18 protein-coding genes are annotated in these 19,637 nt (G+C 59.1%); 5 read left to right on the top strand and 13 right to left on the bottom strand.

Annotated elements, in window-relative coordinates; translation table 11 throughout:
- Positions 1-11: 11 nt before the first annotated feature.
- On the top strand, positions 12-161 hold the full coding sequence (locus MKK04_RS26605; protein ID WP_442964568.1) for a DUF6429 family protein: 150 nt from the start codon (positions 12-14) through the stop codon (positions 159-161).
- Positions 162-253: 92 nt separating this feature from the next.
- A complete protein-coding gene (locus tag MKK04_RS06715) occupies positions 254-814 on the top strand; it encodes an acyltransferase family protein (RefSeq protein WP_241106378.1) in 561 nt (186 codons plus the stop codon).
- A gap of 69 nt (positions 815-883) precedes the next feature.
- Here MKK04_RS06715 and rfbA read toward each other — a convergent pair whose 3' ends face one another.
- The 7 genes from rfbA to MKK04_RS06680 form a co-directional block, all read right to left on the bottom strand.
- Positions 884-1,765: a glucose-1-phosphate thymidylyltransferase RfbA gene (gene rfbA / locus MKK04_RS06710; protein WP_241106789.1), complete on the bottom strand. Its 882-nt coding sequence runs from the start codon at positions 1,763-1,765 to the stop codon at positions 884-886.
- Between the two features lie 5 nt (positions 1,766-1,770).
- Complete coding sequence (gene rfbD / locus MKK04_RS06705; RefSeq protein ID WP_241106377.1) at positions 1,771-2,667, bottom strand: dTDP-4-dehydrorhamnose reductase; 897 nt, start codon at positions 2,665-2,667, stop codon at positions 1,771-1,773.
- Entirely contained in the window at positions 2,664-3,734 is a 1,071-nt protein-coding gene (gene rfbB, locus MKK04_RS06700; protein WP_046615526.1) for a dTDP-glucose 4,6-dehydratase, read from the bottom strand. The genes rfbD and rfbB overlap by 4 nt, the downstream gene beginning before the upstream one ends.
- A 126-nt stretch (positions 3,735-3,860) precedes the next feature.
- Positions 3,861-4,403, bottom strand: coding sequence for a dTDP-4-dehydrorhamnose 3,5-epimerase (rfbC, locus tag MKK04_RS06695; protein WP_241106376.1), 543 nt, complete (start codon positions 4,401-4,403; stop codon positions 3,861-3,863).
- A gap of 199 nt (positions 4,404-4,602) precedes the next feature.
- Positions 4,603-6,606: a polysaccharide biosynthesis protein gene (locus MKK04_RS06690; protein WP_241106375.1), complete on the bottom strand. Its 2,004-nt coding sequence runs from the start codon at positions 6,604-6,606 to the stop codon at positions 4,603-4,605.
- A gap of 54 nt (positions 6,607-6,660) precedes the next feature.
- On the bottom strand, positions 6,661-7,680 hold the full coding sequence (locus MKK04_RS06685; protein WP_241106374.1) for an MraY family glycosyltransferase: 1,020 nt from the start codon (positions 7,678-7,680) through the stop codon (positions 6,661-6,663).
- Entirely contained in the window at positions 7,677-8,636 is a 960-nt protein-coding gene (locus MKK04_RS06680) for a UDP-glucose 4-epimerase family protein (RefSeq protein ID WP_442964556.1), read from the bottom strand. Before MKK04_RS06680 ends, MKK04_RS06685 begins: the two co-directional genes overlap by 4 nt.
- A 325-nt stretch (positions 8,637-8,961) precedes the next feature.
- Between MKK04_RS06680 and MKK04_RS06675 the strand changes: the two genes are divergently transcribed.
- The 3 genes from MKK04_RS06675 (at position 8,962) to MKK04_RS06665 (ending at position 13,026) form a co-directional block, all read left to right on the top strand.
- The gene (locus MKK04_RS06675; RefSeq protein ID WP_241106372.1) at positions 8,962-10,335 is read left to right on the top strand and encodes a lipopolysaccharide biosynthesis protein; all 1,374 of its coding nucleotides are present in this window, start codon (positions 8,962-8,964) and stop codon (positions 10,333-10,335) included.
- Positions 10,325-11,230: a glycosyltransferase gene (locus MKK04_RS06670; protein ID WP_241106371.1), complete on the top strand. Its 906-nt coding sequence runs from the start codon at positions 10,325-10,327 to the stop codon at positions 11,228-11,230. Before MKK04_RS06675 ends, MKK04_RS06670 begins: the two co-directional genes overlap by 11 nt.
- A gap of 434 nt (positions 11,231-11,664) precedes the next feature.
- Complete coding sequence (locus tag MKK04_RS06665; RefSeq protein ID WP_241106370.1) at positions 11,665-13,026, top strand: hypothetical protein; 1,362 nt, start codon at positions 11,665-11,667, stop codon at positions 13,024-13,026.
- A gap of 37 nt (positions 13,027-13,063) precedes the next feature.
- On the opposite strand, the gene MKK04_RS06660 is transcribed toward MKK04_RS06665, so the two are convergent.
- The 6 genes from MKK04_RS06660 to MKK04_RS06635 all read right to left on the bottom strand — a co-directional run bounded on the left by MKK04_RS06660 (position 13,064) and on the right by MKK04_RS06635 (position 19,519).
- Complete coding sequence (locus tag MKK04_RS06660) at positions 13,064-14,194, bottom strand: glycosyltransferase (protein ID WP_241106369.1); 1,131 nt, start codon at positions 14,192-14,194, stop codon at positions 13,064-13,066.
- The gene (locus MKK04_RS06655; RefSeq protein ID WP_241106368.1) at positions 14,191-15,117 is read right to left on the bottom strand and encodes an NAD-dependent epimerase/dehydratase family protein; all 927 of its coding nucleotides are present in this window, start codon (positions 15,115-15,117) and stop codon (positions 14,191-14,193) included. The genes MKK04_RS06660 and MKK04_RS06655 overlap by 4 nt, the downstream gene beginning before the upstream one ends.
- Before the next feature lie 136 nt (positions 15,118-15,253).
- The gene (gene wecB / locus MKK04_RS06650; RefSeq protein ID WP_241106367.1) at positions 15,254-16,378 is read right to left on the bottom strand and encodes a non-hydrolyzing UDP-N-acetylglucosamine 2-epimerase; all 1,125 of its coding nucleotides are present in this window, start codon (positions 16,376-16,378) and stop codon (positions 15,254-15,256) included.
- A complete protein-coding gene (locus MKK04_RS06645; RefSeq protein WP_241106366.1) occupies positions 16,371-17,381 on the bottom strand; it encodes a polysaccharide biosynthesis protein in 1,011 nt (336 codons plus the stop codon). Before MKK04_RS06645 ends, wecB begins: the two co-directional genes overlap by 8 nt.
- Before the next feature lie 21 nt (positions 17,382-17,402).
- On the bottom strand, positions 17,403-18,263 hold the full coding sequence (locus MKK04_RS06640; RefSeq protein WP_241106365.1) for a dTDP-4-dehydrorhamnose reductase family protein: 861 nt from the start codon (positions 18,261-18,263) through the stop codon (positions 17,403-17,405).
- Positions 18,260-19,519: a glycosyltransferase family 4 protein gene (locus MKK04_RS06635; RefSeq protein ID WP_241106364.1), complete on the bottom strand. Its 1,260-nt coding sequence runs from the start codon at positions 19,517-19,519 to the stop codon at positions 18,260-18,262. Before MKK04_RS06635 ends, MKK04_RS06640 begins: the two co-directional genes overlap by 4 nt.
- Between the last annotated feature and the right edge of the window lie 118 nt (positions 19,520-19,637).

Raw genomic sequence — 19,637 nt, 5'->3', positions numbered from 1 at the left:
CATGATCTCGACTGCATGAACAGGGTTTCATCAGTGATCCTGTTAACAGAAACAAATCCATTTGGTTGACGGCGGAGGGACTGGAGCGAGGCCGTCAGCTAGCTGACCAGTTGTTCGGGTTAAGGACTCAAGCGGGGCAGGCGCCCGACTCGAACACCTGATTTCCCCGCCCCTCATGTAACAGGTGGGGTTTATGGATCGCTTACCTTTGTAATCTCTGGATTCTTGATTACATCGAACGTTTCAAAGGGACTTGAACGCGACAGCTTTTCCTTCAAGCTTCTATCTTCGGCGAGCACAGCGTTTGCTGCCCGCTTCTTTCGTAACAATATTTGCGACCATCATCGCCGCAGAATTCTTACTGCCACCCATGCAGATAGAATCTCTAAAACAGCAGATTATCGGCACACTCACCTTTTCCACTAACTTTGTACTGATGAGCCAAGCCGGCTACTTCGACCTTGAGTCGGCGACCAAACCATTACTGCATATGTGGTCGCTCGCGGTTGAACAGCAGTTCTACTTCTTCGTCCCTGCGCTCTTGGCCTTCACCCCAGCCAAGCACTGGCGCAAGCTTCTGATAGCGCTTGCCATTGTCAGCTTCGTTGGCTGCTTGTACCTGTCAGCGAGCAATCAGTCGGCTGCATTTTATCTTCTCCCCACCCGAGCCTGGGAACTTCTGATTGGTAGCATCGCATCGATGCTCGTGCACAGCACCGTCGTCAAGAGCGTCACATCAAAGCTGGCTATTCCTGCCTTCGCCGTACTGCTGGTTTCACCCTTCGTCAACTCTGGCCTGTCGCATCCATATTAAGCGTTCCATCAATCACTAACTTGCAGAGATTAACGGAGTGCTTCTCTACTCAAGGCGTCTGCATAAGACTCAATAAACCCTATCCTGCACCAACCGCTTCAAATACTGCCCATACCCATTCTTGGCCAACGGCTCAGCCAGCTTCAGCAACTGCTCCGCCCCAATCCACCCCTGCCTGTACGCCACCTCTTCCGGGCAAGCCACCTTCAACCCCTGACGGCGTTCAATGGTCGCAATATACCCGCTAGCCTCTAGCAACGAATCATGCGTCCCGGTATCCAGCCAGGCATATCCGCGCCCCATGATCTCCACCGACAACCGGTGCTGCTCCAAGTACGTACGGTTCACATCGGTAATCTCCAACTCGCCCCGCCCAGACGGCCGGATGCCCTTGGCAATCTCAATCACGTCGTTGTCGTAGAAGTACAACCCGGTCACGGCATAGTTGGACTTGGGTTTGGCCGGTTTCTCTTCCAGGCTGATCGCATTGCCCTGCCCGTCGAACTCGACCACGCCGTAACGCTCGGGGTCTTGCACGTGATAGGCGAACACGCTGGCGCTACCCTGGCGGTCCATAGCACTGCGCAGCAAGTACTGGAAGTCGTGGCCGTAATAGATGTTGTCACCCAGAACCAGCGCGGCGGGGTCGTTGCCGATGAAATCTTCGCCAATCAAAAAGGCCTGGGCCAGGCCATCAGGGGATGGCTGCACGGCGTAGGTGATATTGATGCCCCAGCGGTGGCCGTCGCCCAGCAGTTGCTCGAAGCGTGGGGTGTCCTGCGGGGTGGAGATGATCAGGATGTCCTGGATACCCGCCAGCATCAGGGTGGTCAGCGGGTAATAGATCATCGGTTTGTCGTACACCGGCAGCAGCTGCTTGGAAATTGCCAGAGTCGCCGGATGCAGACGGGTACCCGACCCGCCCGCCAGAATGATGCCTTTACGCTTCATAGTGGTCATTTCTCGTGTATTTCCGTAAGCATGCGAGCCACACCCAGGCGCCAGTCTGGCAGGGTCAGGGCAAAGGCTTTCTGCAGTTTATGGGTGTCCAGACGCGAATTGGCCGGCCGCTTGGCCGGGGTCGGGTAGGCATCGGAGGTCAACGGGTTGACCTTGTCGGCATGAGCTTTCAATGGCACACCCAGGGCCGCTGCCTGCTCCAGCACGTAGCGGGCGTAGCCGCACCAAGTGGTTTCACCGGCCGCCGCCAGGTGGTACAGCCCGGCCAGGGCCGGATCGCGGCGGGTGGCGGTGATGGCGTGGGCGGTGATGTCGGCGATCAGCTCGGCACCGGTCGGGGCGCCATGCTGGTCGTCGATAACGCCCAGGCTGTCGCGTTCCGCAGCCAGGCGCAGCATAGTCTTGGCGAAGTTGTTGCCGCGAGCGGCATACACCCAGCAAGTGCGGAAGATCAGGTGCTGGCAACCGGCAGCCTGGATGGCCTGTTCGCCGGCCAGCTTGCTTTCGCCATAGGCATTCAGTGGGCCGACGCTGTCGTCTTCGCGCCAGGCCTGGGTGCCCTGCCCCGGGAACACGTAATCGGTGGAATAATGCACCAGCAGTGCTCCGCAGTTGGCAGCGGCGCGGGCCAGCACGCCGACGGCTTCGGCGTTTACCTTCAAGGCTTGCTCGCGGTCGCTCTCCGCCTTGTCCACGGCGGTGTAGGCAGCGGCGTTGACGATTACATCGGGCGCGTAGGCGCGCACCGTTTCGGCCAGGCCCGGCAGGTTGGCCAGGTCGCCGCAGTGTGTCTTGCTGCGGGAATTGAGCGCCAGCACTTGGCCCAGCGGGGCCAGGCTGCGTTGCAGCTCCCAACCTACCTGGCCGTCCTTGCCCAGTAGCAGAATCTTCATGCCGAGCGCCCTGCGTAGTTTTTCTCGACCCAGTCACGGTAGCTGCCAGACTGTACGTTCTGCACCCACTCCTGATTGTCGAGGTACCAGGCCACGGTCTTGCGAATGCCAGTTTCGAAGGTTTCGGCAGGCTTCCAACCCAGTTCGCGCTCGAGCTTGCGGGCGTCGATGGCGTAGCGGCGGTCATGGCCGGGGCGGTCGGTCACGTAGGTGATCTGTTCGGCGTAGGGCTTGCCGTCGGCGCGGGGGCGCAGTTCGTCCAGCAGGGCACACACGCGGTTGACGATCTCCAGGTTGGGCTTTTCGTTCCAGCCGCCCACGTTGTACACCTCGCCGGTTTTACCGGCTTCCAGCACGCGGCGGATGGCGCTGCAGTGGTCCTTGACGTAGAGCCAGTCGCGAATCTGCTGGCCATCGCCGTAAACCGGCAGCGGCTTGCCGGCCAGGGCGTTGACGATCATCAGCGGGATGAGTTTTTCCGGGAAGTGGTACGGGCCGTAGTTGTTCGAGCAATTGGTGGTCAGCACCGGCAGGCCGTAGGTGTGGTGGTACGAGCGCACCAGGTGGTCGCTGGCGGCCTTGCTGGCCGAGTACGGGCTGTTGGGCTGGTACTGGTGGGTTTCGGTGAAGGCCGGTTCGTCGGCGGCCAGCGAACCGTACACTTCATCGGTGGACACATGCAGGAAACGGAACGCCTGGCGCGCCTGTTCATCCAGGCCGCCCCAGTAGGCACGTACGGCTTCCAGCAGGCGGAAGGTGCCGACGATGTTGGTTTCGATGAAGTCTTCGGGGCCGTGAATCGAGCGGTCGACGTGCGACTCGGCGGCAAAGTTGACAATGGCGCGTGGCTGGTGAGTTTTCAGCAGCTGCTCGACCAGCGCGGAATCACCAATGTCGCCATGCACGAAAATGTGCCGCGCGTCACCCTGCAGGCTGCTCAGGGTCTGCAGGTTGCCTGCGTAGGTGAGTTTGTCGAGGTTGACCACGGGCTCGTCATTGCCGGCCAGCCAGTCCAACACGAAGTTCGCGCCGATAAAGCCTGCACCACCGGTTACCAGAATGGTCATATTTGTCTGCTTCCGCTGTCATGTTCTGCTCTCCCACTTTCTGGATTCTAGCCTGTCGGCGATTGATCCGAGAGCGAGAGGCGACATCAATATGCCACCCGACCATGACCACGCGGGTTACTGCGTTCAATCGAAGCACTCCAACTCTTGCAGTGTTTTGCCAAATTGGTCCTTGCCTGATAGGAACGGCTGTTCTATAGGCCATTGAATGCCGACCGCTGGGTCATTCCAGGCTAGGCAGCGTTCGAATTGGGGGGCGTAGTGAGCCGTGGTCTTGTACAGGAATTCCGCATGGTCGGACAACACTACGAAGCCGTGCGCGAAGCCTTCCGGTACCCAGAGTTGGTGCTTGTTGTTTGCTGAAAGGTGGGCACCAACCCAACGACCGAAGGTACGCGATGAACGGCGCAGATCTACCGCGACATCGAATACTTCACCGACCACTACCCTTACCAGTTTCCCTTGGGGTTGGTGTACCTGATAGTGCAGGCCGCGCAGAACGTGCTGTCGCGAGCTGGAGTGGTTGTCCTGGACGAAGTTGACCGGGCGCTCTACAGCATGTTCAAAGGTCGTGTGGTTGAAGCTTTCGAAGAAGAATCCACGTTCGTCAGTGAATACGTTTGGCTCGAGCAGGAGTACTTCTGGTATTGCGAGAGGGGTTGCTTTCATTCACGGCCTGGAAAGGTAAAGCATGGGGGCAGGAGATTCTGGGGGTAGGCATTCACTATCCCTGCGGAAGCGAGTTTACCCGCGAACGGCGTAGCCGGTGCCAAATACGGGGTCGTATTATTCGCGGGCAAACCCGCCCCACGGGGAAAGTGCAAACTTTTGAGCCTTGAGCAAGACTAACCCGCGCACTGCAGCTGAATCAGGGTTCCAGCCGTCGCTGCTGGTAAATCCAGTCGACAATCTCGCCTTCTGGCGAATAGCCGCTCACAGTTTCGCGCAACAACTGCCGTACCCGCACAAAATCATCTTCAGCCACCGCCGCCAGCAATTGCCGCAACGCATCCTTGAGCATATCCCAGGCCAGGAAGTCTTCGTTGGCGCTCATGATCATCGGGTGGCGAGTGGCAATCACGTTATCGCCAATCAGCAGCTCCTCGTACAACTTCTCACCTGGCCGCAGCCCGGTGAACTGGATGGCGATGTCGCCCATTGGGTTGCGCTCGGAACGCACGCTGAAGCCTGACAGGTGAATCATCTTCTCGGCCAGCTCCACAATCTTCACCGGCTCGCCCATATCCAGCACGAACACATCACCACCCCTGCCCATCGAGCCGGCCTGAATCACCAGCTGTGCCGCTTCGGGGATGGTCATGAAGTAACGGGTGATCTTCGGGTGGGTGACGGTCAGTGGGCCACCGGCCTTTATCTGCTTGTGGAATAGCGGAATTACAGAGCCCGACGAACCCAGCACGTTGCCGAAACGCACCATGGTGAAGCGGGTCTTGTTCACCTGCGAGACATTGCTGCTATCGCCGAACAGCACAGGCGCCATTTCCCGGCTAAGGGCTTGCAGGGTCATTTCCGCCAAGCGTTTGGTGCTGCCCATCACGTTGGTAGGACGCACAGCTTTGTCGGTAGAAATCAGCACAAAGTTGGCAACGCCGGCCTGCAGCGCAGCCTGGGCGGTGTGCAGGGTGCCGATGACGTTGTTCATCAGGCCTTCGGCGATGTTGTGCTCCACCATCGGCACGTGCTTGTAGGCGGCGGCGTGATAGACGGTGTCGACTCGCCAGGTTTTCATTATATCGAACAGTTGCGGCTGGTTGCGGACCGAACCCAGGATTGGTACCAGGCACACCGACAGCGATTCGCGGGCTATGCGCTGCTCGAGCTCGGAGAGGATGCTGTACAGGTTGAACTCGCTGTGCTCGAACAGCAGCAAGGTTTTCGGCGCCTGGCCCAAAATCTGTCGGCACAGTTCCGAGCCGATCGAACCACCGGCACCGGTCACCATCACGGTCTGTTCGACAATGCAGCGCTCCAGCAGATCAGGCTGTGCAGGCACGGCATCACGGCCCAGCAAGTCAGCAATGTCCACTTCTTGGATGTCGTCCACCTTGACTTTGCCGCTGGCCAGGTCCATGAAGCTGGGGATACTGCGCACGTGCAGCGGGTAGCCTTCAAGGAAGTTAAGGATCTCGCGGCGGCGGGTGCGGGTGGAGGATGGTATGGCCAGCAGAATTTCCTGGGCGCCGGTAGCATCAATCATGTCTTGCAACTGGTCAGGGCGGTACACCTGCAGGCCGGCAATCACCCTGTCGGTGATGCTCGGGTCATCGTCGATAAACGCTACCGGGCGCAGCGCTCGGTCGGACCGCAAGGCTGCAACCAATTGGTTGCCGGCACCACCAGCGCCATATACGGCCACCCTTGGCAGGCCGTCGCCGCGACTGTTACCGGTAAAAGGTACGTGCTGCACTGCGGCGGTAAACCAGTCACCAAGAAAATACTGGCGCATGGCCAAGCGCAGCCCGCCGACCATGATAAGGCTCAGCCACCAGTAGTTGAAGGTGATGGAGCGTGGCACTACGTTCTGATGGTTGCTGGCCCAATAAATGATAAAACCGAGAATCAGCGCGGACAGGGTTACAGCCTTGGTGATGGCAATCAACGCGTCAGTGCCGAAGTAGCGCAGTACCGCGCGGTACAGACCAAAGCGGATGAACAGAGGGATGCCTACCATCGGCGCGACGAGGAAAAGCCAGCCGTGATCGAGGATGGGATTGGCCAACTCGTCGATGCCAAGGCGTACCACGAACGCCAGCCACAAGGCAGCCCAGATCAGGACTACATCGGTCAACACCTGCAGCAAGCGTTTGTATCTACGTGGTAGAGCAAGCAGTTTAGCGCGCACCTTGTCCATCGCTCCTCTGAAACGTTTCCAGAAATTCCCTGACATCGAGTCGCTCATATTACCTTAGTGTCTTTCTTCCATTTGGCCCGCGCGAAAGCGCACCGCCAGCAGTACCAATGGGATATACGCCAGCACCACGCCCACTGCGCCATCCAGGCCTAGCCGCGCAACGCAAAAGGCTATCGGCAGCAGCCAGCATAGGTTCAGCACGGCTACCGCCAGCGTGACCGGCAGGTGCCTGCCGAATTGCCGCGAGGCGAACTGATAGGCATGGCTGCGATGGGCCTCGTACACCTTGTCACCGCGCAGTAGGCGGCGCCCTAAGGTATAGGTTGCGTCGACGATGAACACCCCAAGGAGGATCAACCAGCACCAGAGGAGCTCCGGGGCCAACCAGGCCGCCTGCAGCGACAGGCCACCAAGAACGATGCCGAGGAAGCCGCTGCCAGCGTCACCCATGAAGATTTTTGCCGGCGGGAAGTTCCAGAACAAAAAACCGGCAACCGCAGCTGCCAGCAGCAATGGCAGCACGGCATGCCCCCCCAGGCCCGCCAATGAGTATAACGAAGCCGCCCCCAGGCACACAGTGATGGCTTCGATGCTGGCAATGCCGTCGATTCCGTCCATGAAGTTGTAAAGGTTCAGCAGCCACACCAGGTAAACGGCGGCCAGCACTCCCCCCAGCCAACCCAGATCCACTTGCCAGCCAAAAAGGGTGAGCGGTGGCAGCCCTCCCATCCAGGCCAACATCCAGGCAGCGGCTATGAAATGCCCCAGCAGCCGCCAGCGGGCCGGGATGTGGCCGTGGTCGTCCATGAAACCGATGATGGCAATCAACGCGCCGCCGCCGCCTAAGGCCGCCAGCGTGCGGCTGTCACCTGCGCCGCTGAGCACGACACCGACAATAGACAGCAGGAAAGTCACCACGATCGCGACACCGCCACCGCGTGGGGTCGGCACGGTGTGCGAACTGCGGGCGTTGGGCACATCGATGACACTGCGCGCGAGCGCGTAGCGACGCAGGCCCGCGGTCATCAGCAAGGACACCAGCAGTACGCCGGGTAAAGCCCAAAAGAGCATCATTTGTTGTTTTCCTGATAGTACCTGGCCGCTGCCAACAGGGCCGCATCCACCCGCACCGGGGGTTGCCAGCCGAGCAGCTTACGGGTTTTATCGATGTCCACCTGTAACGAGCCACACAGGCGCTGGGACAGCGCCCCCTTGCCCATGAGCTTGGCACCGCTGCTCAACAACCAGGCCGGCACCGGCAGCAGGTGCGCTGGCTTGCCCAAGGCTTTGGCCATGCGCGCCAGTAGTTCGGTGGTGGACAGGTCTTCGCCATCACTGACCAGAAAAACCTGATTGGCCGCTGCCGGGTGGTCGATGCAGGTCAGCACCAGGTCCACTAGGTTGTCCAATGCCACCAGGCTGCGGCGGTTGTGAATGGCGCCGAAGGGCAACGGCACGCCACGGTCCAGCCAACGCATCATGCTGAGGAAGTTGGCCTTAACCCCCGGGCCATACACCAGTACCGGACGGATGATGACGATTTCCATGCCGGTTTGCGCTCCCAACGCCACCAGACCCTGCTCCGCCTCATGCTTGGAAATACCATAGGGGTCGACCGGGTACGGCGTGTCGTCGGCACGGTAGGCCTGGCCAGGGCGGGTCTGCTCGCCATTGACCTTGATCGAACTTACAAATATGAAGCGACGGGCCCCGGCTGCGCTGGCGGCACGGGCGAAGGTCAGGGTGCCGTCGACGTTGATGCGGCGAAATTCCGCCAGCGGGTCGACAGCGGTGTCGGCCATGACATGCACGCGCGATGCGCAGTGCACCACCACCTCGGGCCGGTGGGCCAACAGCTGTGCACTCTGGTCATCGGTAAGGTCGCCAATGGGATAGCTGACAACCCCGGCCGGCAGCTGATGTAAAGGTAAACGCAAAGGGACGACCGTTTCGACGTTTGCGTTGCGACTGAGCGCTTTCAGTACTGCACTACCGACAAAGCCGGACGCGCCCGTCAAAATTACTTTCATTCTCACCTGATCGCTTTTTTTGGTTTCGTGGTTATTACTATCGGACAGAACGCGTGACAGCGAAAGGTACGCACGCAAGCTACGGAAATTTCTGACAAAAATTGGTCTGATGCGCCAATACAATAGCCTATCGTACGGCGCGCAACAGAATGAATTCACAAGACCCTAATGAATCCGGGGCAAAACTACAAATCGACGGTCAATAACCCTGCCCATATTCTTGACCGATATCAAAAATGCCTCCCAATCGGCGCCTGTCAGCCATGGACAGCCTATGCAAAACAAAACAGAATCCTCCCTCCCATCCAGGTACCTATAAGAGCTCATGTCCAAAGGGAAAGTCACCAACGCGCTATCTTCCCCCATAGCTGCAAGTGTTGCCGCCATATTTGGCCGCTTCCTGCTGTTGGGCACCGGCGCCCTGACAGGCATCATCATTCCCCTGACCATGTCGCAGACTTCGGTAGGACTGTTCTTCCTGGCTCAATCGCTCATAGCGGCACTTGCCACCCTGGGCCAGCTTGGACTGAGCATCACCGCACCAGCCCGCATTTCCACAGCGCAGGGGCATCGTGACGGTGGCCAGGTGAAGCAGGTATTGCGCCGGAGCCTGCTGCTGGCTGTGCTATCGACTGTTGCCCTGGCCATCGGGTTCAATATTTTCATGCAGGTTCTGTCACGCTACGAAGGCGACGACCTGCTGCGGCTGCTGCACGGCATTGCCCCGCTGGTGTCGCTGAGCATGATCCTGGCCGCATTCAGCACCATCCTGTCCGAACAGCACCGGGCCCTGGGTCACTTCGTGCAGGCCAGCTTCCTGACCACCGGGGCGAGCCTGGCCAGTGCGGCAACGGTAATCCTGGCATGGCGCGGCGAGTTGCACATTGAGCTGAGCACGCTGATTGTGGCTGGCGCGATAGGCGCCGGCTGCACCACCCTGCTGGGTGCCTGGAGCCTGCGCCGCTGGTACCGGGCGCAACATCAGGGCAAGCCAGCCACCAGCATCGGCTATGCCGCGCTGCTGCGAGAAACCCGCCCCAACCTCACCACCACCGTGGTGCTATTCGTAATGTCGCAGGCCGACTTGTGGATCATTGCCTGGTTCGGAGACGCCGCCGGGCTGGCCGTCTATGGCCTGGCTTCACGCCTGGCAGCCCTGGTACTGATACCGCTGGCGGTGATCAACACAGTGGTGGCACCCTCCATCGGGCGCATCTGGGTACGGGGCAAAAAGCGCTACCTGCAACGCGTGCTGGGGGTGGGCGCTGGCGCGGCGACACTGTTCGGCCTGGTGGGGTACCTGCTGTTCATTTTGTGTGGCCAATTCGTGCTGGCACACGTCTGGTCCAGCGAATACGGCAATGCGTACTATATTTTTGCCATCCTCGGAGTTTCACAACTGGCACAAACTTACGCCGGTACCGCCGGGTTTGTGCTGATGATGCTGCAGAAACAGCATGTGGCCATGCGTATTTCCGTGATCAGCGGACTCTGCATGATTGCCTCCGGACTAGTGGCCATGTGGACGCATGGAATCATCGGTTTGGCCGTGGTATACAGCCTCGGCGGGGTCTGCCAATCGCTGGCACAGATCTATTGCGTCAAACGAATTTTCAACCTCAGCACTACCGCCGATTACTCTTCATTGCGCAGGTTCGTGCGTCTCTATTACCGTCGAAAGGTATCTCATGGCCGCTAGCAGCATAATGCCCAAGGTTTCGATCGTCATCCCTACCTACAATACCGGGCGCTATGTTCTGGATGCGATCGACAGTGTGCTGCAGCAGACCTACCCGAACGTTGAGCTGATCGTCGTCGATGATGGCTCCACCGACGACACCCCGGCACTGCTGGAGCAACACCCGGGCAATTTCATTCGTTACCGTCAGGTCAACGCCGGGCAGAGCGCAGCGATGAACTTTGGCTGGCAGCAAAGCAGCGGCGAGCTGCTGGGTTACCTGAGTGCCGACGACCGCCTGCACCCACGCGCCGTAGAGGCCATTGTCGCTACCATGGCCAAGGAGCCCCAGGCCGTGCTGGCCTACCCGGACTTCTGCGTCATTGATGAAGACTCCAAGCACGTGCGCACGGTGCAGACGCCCGATTACGAAGAGCGCCTGCTGATCGCCAACTTCCAGTGCCTGCCGGGCCCCGGGGCGCTGTTCCGGCGTTCGGTGTGGGATAAGGTTGGTGGCTGGAATACCGGGCTGCGCAATATCCCGGACATGGACTTTTTCCTGCGCCTTTGCCAGTACGGGCCGTTTACCCGGGTGGCCGAGCCACTGGCTGACTTCCGCATCCACTCCGGCTCAACCACCTACAACCCATGTAACGCAGAGCGCTCAGATGAGCCATTGCGAGTCATCAACAGCCTTTATCAGACCAGCGGTCTGTCACCCTCCATCCTCGGCTGGAAGCGCAAGGCAGTTGCCAATGCCCATATGCTGTCCGGCTTCATGCATGGTTTTTCCGGGCGCTATGCGATGTTCGTGGTGCGCATGGGCAAGGCCGCCCTGCTCGATCCACCGTCCATCATTTCACGCAAGATGGTCAGTTACGTGCTGACCATTTTCAGGCCGAAGTCCAAGGCCTGAGTATTTGGGTCAACCACTGGCTTACATAAAGCTCAAAAGTTTGAGCAGCCGCTGTGGGATCGGGCTTGCCCACGAACACCGGCAAAGCCGGTGCCATTCTCCGCGCAGCCTTCTTAGCGGGAGAGCCCGCTCCGATAGGGTGCCGAAAACAACAAAAAGCAGTCAGTTCTGGCACTCTCAGAGTACGTTGATGGTTCAAATCGCTCAGGGCAATCGCTATGTGCACAACGACGTTGCTTCTGGTAGCCATAGCCCTACTCGGAGTACCGGCTCCGAGAGGAGGAAAATCCGACGAACGCACAGCAAATCATCGCACACCTGCCTTCGTTTCTTGTCACAGTCAGGTCAATTCTCCAACCCTTAAAGCCAAGTACATGCCATTTCTGTCCAGGCAATCGGCATGACTCAGGTGTGATCAGGCAGATCCCCTCACGATGACAGTCACTATCAGGACTTACAACGCTACCGCGCCTCTCGACGCTGCACTCGCGCCGCTGTTTGCGCTTTGTGCCTGGGTAACCTTGAACCCTTACTTTCTGTGGAACTCCCTGCGCCACATGGCTGTTGCCGGTATGCTCTCGGGCTGCTTGGCGATAGCTGCCCTCCTACTTGGTGACCGCCCGCGACGCCGAGAGGTGCCCGGGTTCATTCTCATATGTCTGTTCGTGCTCTACATCAGTATGCTACCCAAAGTCGACGGCAGCACCACGCGCTGGTACTTCGTGCTGCCCACCATTTTTGCCCTGGCGGTATTTTCCGACCATCGTCGCGGCAAGGTGCTGCAATGGTTCGGCTGGATCTTTGCGATCAGCCTGATCCCCGGCATCGTGGTGTCACTCGGGAAGATCACAGGCCTACCCGTGCAAATGGACCGTCTGCCCCTACTCAACCCGTCGATGGCTCAGGGTGGCGGTTTCTACATGCATGCCCCGGGCGCATTATTGTTGTCCGGCAACCATCTATCGCTACCCTGGGGCGGTGAACTCTACCGGCTATGCGCCATGTACGACGAGCCCGGCATGGTTGGAACCCTGTCGGCTTTCCTTCTGGCAGGCAACCGCTTCCGGCTCAAGCCGTTTCCGTTCCTGATCATCTTTGTCGGTGGTGTATTGTCGTTTTCCCTGGCCTTTATCGTCATGGCGTCTATTGGTTTCCTTTTCCGCTTGGTGCAGGCCCGTTCGCCGCTGACCCTGCTTCCGTTAGCCATTCTGGGTCTGTTCGGACTGCTGGTACTGGGCATTATCAAGCCGAGCGCCCCTGCTACCCAGCCACACGCGGCAGTTACAACCCAAGCGGAGCGGATGTCCCAGCAGGACAAACAAGCAACACAACCACTGGCCAGCCATGAAGAGCCCTTGCCTACCTCACCAGCTGTCACGCCGCCACAACCCGAACAGCACCTGCGCCAGACCGAGTACATCAATAACCGTTCGCTGCCGGAAATGGACAAGCTGTTCGCCCGTTACCTGGATGCCGATACCCGCACCCTGCTGTTCGGCCTGGGTGCCGACTCCAGCGTGGTCTATGGCGGGGTGTCACAGGTGGTCACGCGCATACTCACCGACTTCGGCCTGATCGGTGCCCTGCTGTTCGGGTTGGCCATGGTCGGTCTGACACTGGCCATCACCCACAATGCCAAGCGTCGGTTGTGGGTGCTGCTGTTCTTCGCCCTGTTTGCACTCAGCATCTACCAGCGACCGATCGTGTGGATGCCCTATGCGTTCACCATGTTCATCTGCAGTTCGACCCTGGCCGGACGCCGCAAATCCAATTCCCCAACGCAATCGGCAAGCTGAATTAAACCCCGTCGGCAGCCAACGCCGACGGGAAATACTATTCGGTCATCGAACCGGTGCGTAGCAACCGAGTGAAGTGCCGCAACATGACCTGGACAGTAGCTGACCATGTGTAATGTTCGAGAATAAACGCCTTTAGTCGCCCGCCCTTGGCCCTGAGTTCGGTTAAATCGGACAACATGTACTCCAGCCCCTGCGCGATGCCCGCAGCACTAGCCGGAACTATCAGGCCACCTCGCATCTGCTCGACCTGGTCGAAACCACAGGTGTCGGTCAGCAAAACCGGCACCCCGACTACCCCGGCTTCCAGGGCAACCAGTGACATCGCCTCTGAACGCGAAGGAATGACCAGCATCATCGCCTGACGATACACCTGAGTCCGCTGTGCCTCATCCAGAAAGCCAATGAAGTGAATGCGCCCGGCCAGCCCCGAGGCGTCCACCTGGGCCTGCAGCTCTTGCTGCATGCCAAAATCCGGCCCGGCCATCACCAGCGGGTAGCACTGCGCCGCCGGGGTATCGAGGTAGGCCTGGATCAAGAAGTCCGGGCCCTTGACCGGTGCCAACCGCCCCATGAAAAGGATGAAGGGCTCATCTGGCAGTTGCACGTTGCTTGCCTGTTGCGCCGGCCCGGGCTCGACCACGGCATTACCGATGACCGGGATCGAAGCGGCCGGCACGCCTGCCACCTGGGCGATCAGCCTTTGTTCCAGGTCGGTAATGGCGATAAAGCCCGAAGCCGCCTTGATCAGCCAGCGACCCAGCAGAAAGTGGAACACCTTCATGATCAGCCTCGGTGAATCCACCGAGGCAAACTCGCCCGCCGGGCACAGGACGTAGGGGCGCCGACCAATCAACGCCAGCAATCCCATGGCCACGCTCAACAGGTTCCAGTAGCCCATGATGTGCAACACATCGGTATTGCGCACCGCACGCCAGGCGCGCCAGGGGTTAAGCAATGGAATCGGGAAGCGATGGCCGATGCGGCCGGTGATATAGCTCTTTACCCCGAGTTCATCGAACTCCCGCTGCCACGAATTTCCGGTCATGGCCACGGCTTCGCAGGCACTGCCAGCCTTGGCCAGGTGCAGCGCGAGGTGGCGGGTGCGCTCTGCCGTGCCGCCGCCGAGTTTGGCATCCAGCGAGATATTGACCAGCAGTACTCTCATGCCGACGCCCTCAGCAGTGCAATGTAGCGCTGCAGTTGCTGCTTGAAGTCGGCCGTGGCTGGCTGTTGCCACTCGGTAAGCCGCTGTTCGCTGAAGCGGCGCATGGGGTTGGCATTGCTGATGCGGCGCAGACGCAACAGCAGGCCGAGCAGAGCCTGCGGCAGGTGCGGCAGGTAACTGATCGAGGGCCGGCCAAACGCCTGCATCAGGGCATCTTGCAGGTAGCCGAAGTTATTTTCCGGTGCGGCGTCATCGGTTACCAGCACCACCTCCCCTTGGCGAACCTCAGGCACACAAGCCACGAAAGCCAAGGTCTGCGCCACCTTTTCGACACTGACCAGATGCATCCGCCGCGGGCCGTACAGCACCCGCCGCAATGCCAGCTTCCAGGCCGGCGCGCCGGAAACTTCACGCACGAACGACACAATGTTCAGCCCGCCGTCGCCAAACACGGCGCCCAGGCGCAGCACCACTACTTCGAAGCTGGTCGCCGGCACCGCGCGCGCCAGTGCTTCGGCGCCAGCGTGTTCACACTCATAAGGCGTTCTGGGTTCAAGGCGCGTGCCGGCATCGACCACCGCGTCCGGTGCTGCGCCGAACACGTCGATGCTAGATACGTGCACATACCGCTTGATGCTTACTTGCTCGCAGGCCTTGAGCACGTTGACGATGGCCGGCTCGAACCAGCCGCTGCCATCGGGCCGCAATAGGTTGATCACCGTGCAACCTGGCACGAGGATAGCCGCAAGTGCCGCAGGGTCATCCACGTCAAAGCGCGCGACGCGCACTTTGGCACTGCTCAACCAATCGGGTTCGGTACGGTGGATGGCATAGATGACCTCGGTGTCACCCAGCTCGTCGCATACATCCAGGAAATGTCGGCCAACAAAGCCGCTTCCCCCAATCACCACCAGCGCGTTCATAGGCCGTTCGCTTCTCCATCAGCCAGAGCGGGGATCAATCATGGCCTAAAGCCTGTCAGTTGGCGCCAAGGGGCTGCCGCGATGAGCCGCAAGACAGCCCAAGTCGCGTGACTGGCGGCCATTAGCCTTGTGCTGGTTACTTGGACCAGACCGTGCGGTTGATGTAGTCGGTGTAGCTGTACACGATCCGCACCACCTGCTTGGAAACCGGCCCGCCCAGATAATCCTGCACCACCGGGATCACCCGCTGGTTACGGTCGTGCTGACTGATCACCACGCGCACGGCATCCAGCACGCGGTCCGGGGTGAGGCCGCACATGATCAGAGTGCCTTCATCCATGCCTTCCGGGCGCTCGTGGGCGTTGCGGATGGTAACCGCCGGCAGGTTCAGCAGCGAGGCCTCTTCAGTGATGGTACCGCTGTCCGAGAGCACACACAGCGCGCCCATCTGTAGACGGATGTAGTCCAGCAGGCCGTAGGGTTTGACGAAGCGGATCAGTGGGTGCTCCAAGCTTTCGCCCAGGTCCTCGAGACGCTTGCGGGTACGCGGGTGGGTGGAAACAATGATCGGATGGCCATAGGTGTCGGCCAGGGCGCGTAGAGATGCCAACAGATCGCGCAGGTTCTGCGGGGTGTCGACGTTTTCTTCGCGGTGGGTGCTGACGATGAAGTACTTGCCTTCCTCTAGCCCCTCGCGCTCCAGTACCGTGGAGGCGTCGATACGAGGTCGGTAGTAGTCCAGCACCTCCTGCATGTGCGAACCGGTCTTGATGATGGTTTCCGGGCGGATACCTTCATCCAGCAGGTAGCGCCGGGCATGCTCAGTCAACACCATATTGATGTCGCTGAGGTGGTCGAGCACCTTGCGGTTCAGCTCTTCCGGCACCCGCTGATCGAAACAGCGGTTACCCGCCTCCATGTGGAATACAGGGATCTTCCGACGCTTGGCAGCGATCACGGCCAGGCATGTGTTGGTGTCGCCATACAGCAGCAGGGCGTCGGGTTTTTCCAGCTCGAAGATTTCATCGGACTTGGCGATGACTTCGGCGATAGTACCGGCTGCCGTGGCACCCACTGCCCCCAGGAAATGATCCGGCTTGCGAATGCCCAGATCATCGAAGAATACCTGGTTGAGCTCGTAATCGTAGTTCTGACCGGAATGCACCAGTACATGGTTGGCCTGCTCGTCGAGTTCAGCGATGACGCGGCTCATCTTGATCAGTTCGGGCCGGGTGCCGACCAGGGTCATGACCTTAAGCATTGAGTTGTTCCTGGATATAGTCGAGTTTCAGCAGCAGGGCCTTGATGCCGTCAATGTCGAGCCGCTCGGTATTGTGGGAGGTGTAGTCATCCAGCTCGGAGATATGCTGCTCGCCTTCGACAAAGTACTTCTTGTAGTTAAGGTCGCGGTTGTCGGCCGGGATACGGTAGTAACGGCCCATGTCATCGGCCTTGGCCATTTCCTCGCGGGAAATCAGCGACTCGTAGAGTTTTTCGCCATGTCGAGTGCCAATCACCTTGATTGGGTTTTCCCGCTTGAACAGCTGGCGCAGCGCTTCTGCCAGCTCCTGCACGGTGGACGCCGGAGCCTTCTGTACGAAGATGTCACCCTGCTGAGCGTTTTCGAAGGCGTGCAGCACAAGGTCAACGGAGTCTTCCAGCGACATCAGGAAGCGGGTCATGTTCGGGTCAGTCACAGTCAGTTCATTGCCGGCCTTGAGCTGGTCGACGAACAACGGGATCACCGAACCCCGCGAGGCCATGACGTTGCCATAACGGGTGGCGCAGATCACTGGGCCCTGCTGCGGGATCATCCGCGACTTGGCCACCATCAGCTTTTCCGCCATGGCCTTGGAAATACCCATGGCGTTAATCGGGTACACAGCCTTGTCGGTGCTCAACACCACTACACGCTTGACCCCATTGGCGATGGCTGCATTCAGCACGTTCTCGGTACCGATGACGTTGGTCTTCACCGCTTCCATCGGGTAAAACTCGCAGGATGGTACCTGCTTCAACGCTGCAGCATGGAAGATGTAATCGACCCCTACCATCGCCTCTGCCACGCTCTGATAATCACGCACATCACCGATATAGAACTTCACCTTGTCGTTGGACATGGCGATACGCATGTCCTCCTGCTTTTTTTCGTCACGGCTGAAGACGCGGATTTCCTTGACGTTGGTATTGAGAAAACGCTTGAGCACCGTATTGCCGAAAGAACCGGTGCCGCCGGTAATCATGAGAATCTTGTTGTCGAACACGTGTGCGCTCCTTGTAATTCGTTATTGACGGTGTTCGTGCATGAACTTTATGAGCGCCGGCCAGGAAGGTGGCTGATAGCCCGCATCCGTGCGGAAGCGGGAAGAGTCCAGCGAACGATCGATAACCAGTTTGTCATCCGGCACGATCTGGATGTCCTTGCCATAAACCTTCGCTACCTGCTTGAGCAGTTCGTACTTGTCGATAGGCTCGGCAGACACATGGTAAAGCCCTTTCAGCGAAGGGTTGGGAATCACGTAGTCCAGCATCACACGGGCCAGCTCGGCTGTCGGCAGGCCGGAGAAGATCGCCTTGGTGAAGCCTTTCACACTGCCTTGCTGGGACAGGAACCAGTCGACCAGCGATGCATTGCTTTGCAATTCATGGCCGATGATTGATGTGCGCAGGGTTACAGCATCGTCCAGGTCGTGCAACTCGCCGATATACTTGGACTTGCCATACAGGTCGGTGCAATCTGACTCGTCCTGTTCCCGGTACATGCCCTTGGCACCTGAAAATACACAGTCGGTACTGACATGGATCAGGCGCGCACCAGACACGCGACACAGCGTGGCCAAGCGATGCGGCAGCATGGCGTTGATCGGCAGCGCGGTAAGCGGGTCCTTGGCATCGGCCAGTTGCTTGATAAGGCCCACGCAGTTGATCACCACATCCGGCCGGGCCTTGGCGAAGGCCGCCATCAGCGCGTCGGCATCGAGTACATCCACGCCGCACAGCAATCGCTCGGCCTGCTCAGGAGCAAAGAACCTGCGCCCGGACGACGAACGCAGCGTGCCCATGACACGGTGTTGCGAATTGGCCGAGAAATACCGGAAAACGGCGTTGCCCAGCATGCCCGAGACACCCAGTACCAATATGTTCATTGCGTCGCTTTGTCCTGTTCAATCCGTTGTTCGAACATGCGCACCAGTGTCTTGCACTGGGCCTTGAGTTCGAAGTGTTTCAAGAAGTAGGCCCTCGCCTGTGTGCCCATCTGTTCTCGCTGCGCCTGCGGCATGGCCAGCATAGACCTTATGCACGCCGCGAGTCTGGCCGAGTCTTCGGCAGGACAGGTAATACCGGCACCGGCATCGTTGATGACACGGGCACCTTCACCATCCAGGCTGCCTATTATCGGTCTGCCCGCTGCCAGGTAGGCTTGCACCTTGCTCGGAATGGTAAAACTGAAAATCTCGTCCCGCTTGAGTGTAACCAGCAATGCGCCACTGAGCTCGAACAGTTCGGCCATCGCCGTACGCGGATAGGCGCCGGCAATGATCAGGTTGTCCAGGCCCCATTTGCGTTTCTGTTCTGCCAGCCAGTCGGCCTTGCTGCCGGTGCCGACCATCACGATACGGGCCTGCAGATGCTCGGCCTGCAGCACCCGCGCAGCTTCGGCGATGGTGGCCAACCCTTGCGCGCTGCCTAGGTTGCCGGCGAACACTACGCAGAAGTGGCCGCGCAACAAGGTCGTCAATGACTCAGGCAACTTGCAGATTTCACCGGACTCATCCTGCTGCAGGTAAGAGTTGGGGTAGTAATTGATCTTGTCAGCCCGCGCGTAGCGCTTGACCGGGTCGATGAACGCTCGTGACTGCACCAGCAATACATCCACGGCCCAATAAAGGCCACGCACCAGCAAGCCGACAATCGATAATAAAAACTTGTTGCGAACGAAGCCGGTGGCCGCAAGGCTTTCCGGCCACAAGTCCTGTATCCACAGGAACACTGGCGCGCGGTGGGCGAGTTTCATGGCCAGTGCAGGAATTACAGAAGTGATGGGCGATGGCGCGAAGACGAAGTAGGCATCGAACTGGCCGCGCTTTGCATGGCGTGTGAAATACCTGACGCCGTTGGCCACGAATGAAAAATAATTGAGGATCAGATTTTTCGCCCCGCCTTTCTTGCGCGGCCGCAGCGGTGCCCGATGGACAGCAATCGTTTCAGCAAAGCGGTCTTCAACCGCATCATGGGCGGTATAACCTGGGAAAACCTCACCACTCGGATAGTTAGGCTTACCAGTAAAAACTTCAACATGCACGCCCAGCGCACTCAACTCCCGAACGATATCGTTGATGATGAAGTTTTCAGGGAAGAAATACTGGCTGACCACAGCAATTTTCAAAGGTGCTTGCGTCACACTGACTTATCCTTCTGCGCGTGGCGAAATCGATGCTGCATGAAATGCCCTGAACTCTCATGGAGGCATGCACGGTCGTTAACAAGTCGAAACGGTGACCCGCTGGATGCTGACTATG

Source organism: Pseudomonas sp. LS.1a (genome assembly GCF_022533585.1).
Lineage (GTDB): Bacteria > Pseudomonadota > Gammaproteobacteria > Pseudomonadales > Pseudomonadaceae > Aquipseudomonas.
Note: the sequence above shows the minus strand (reverse complement) of the source record. Positions and strands in the feature narration are given on the sequence as shown.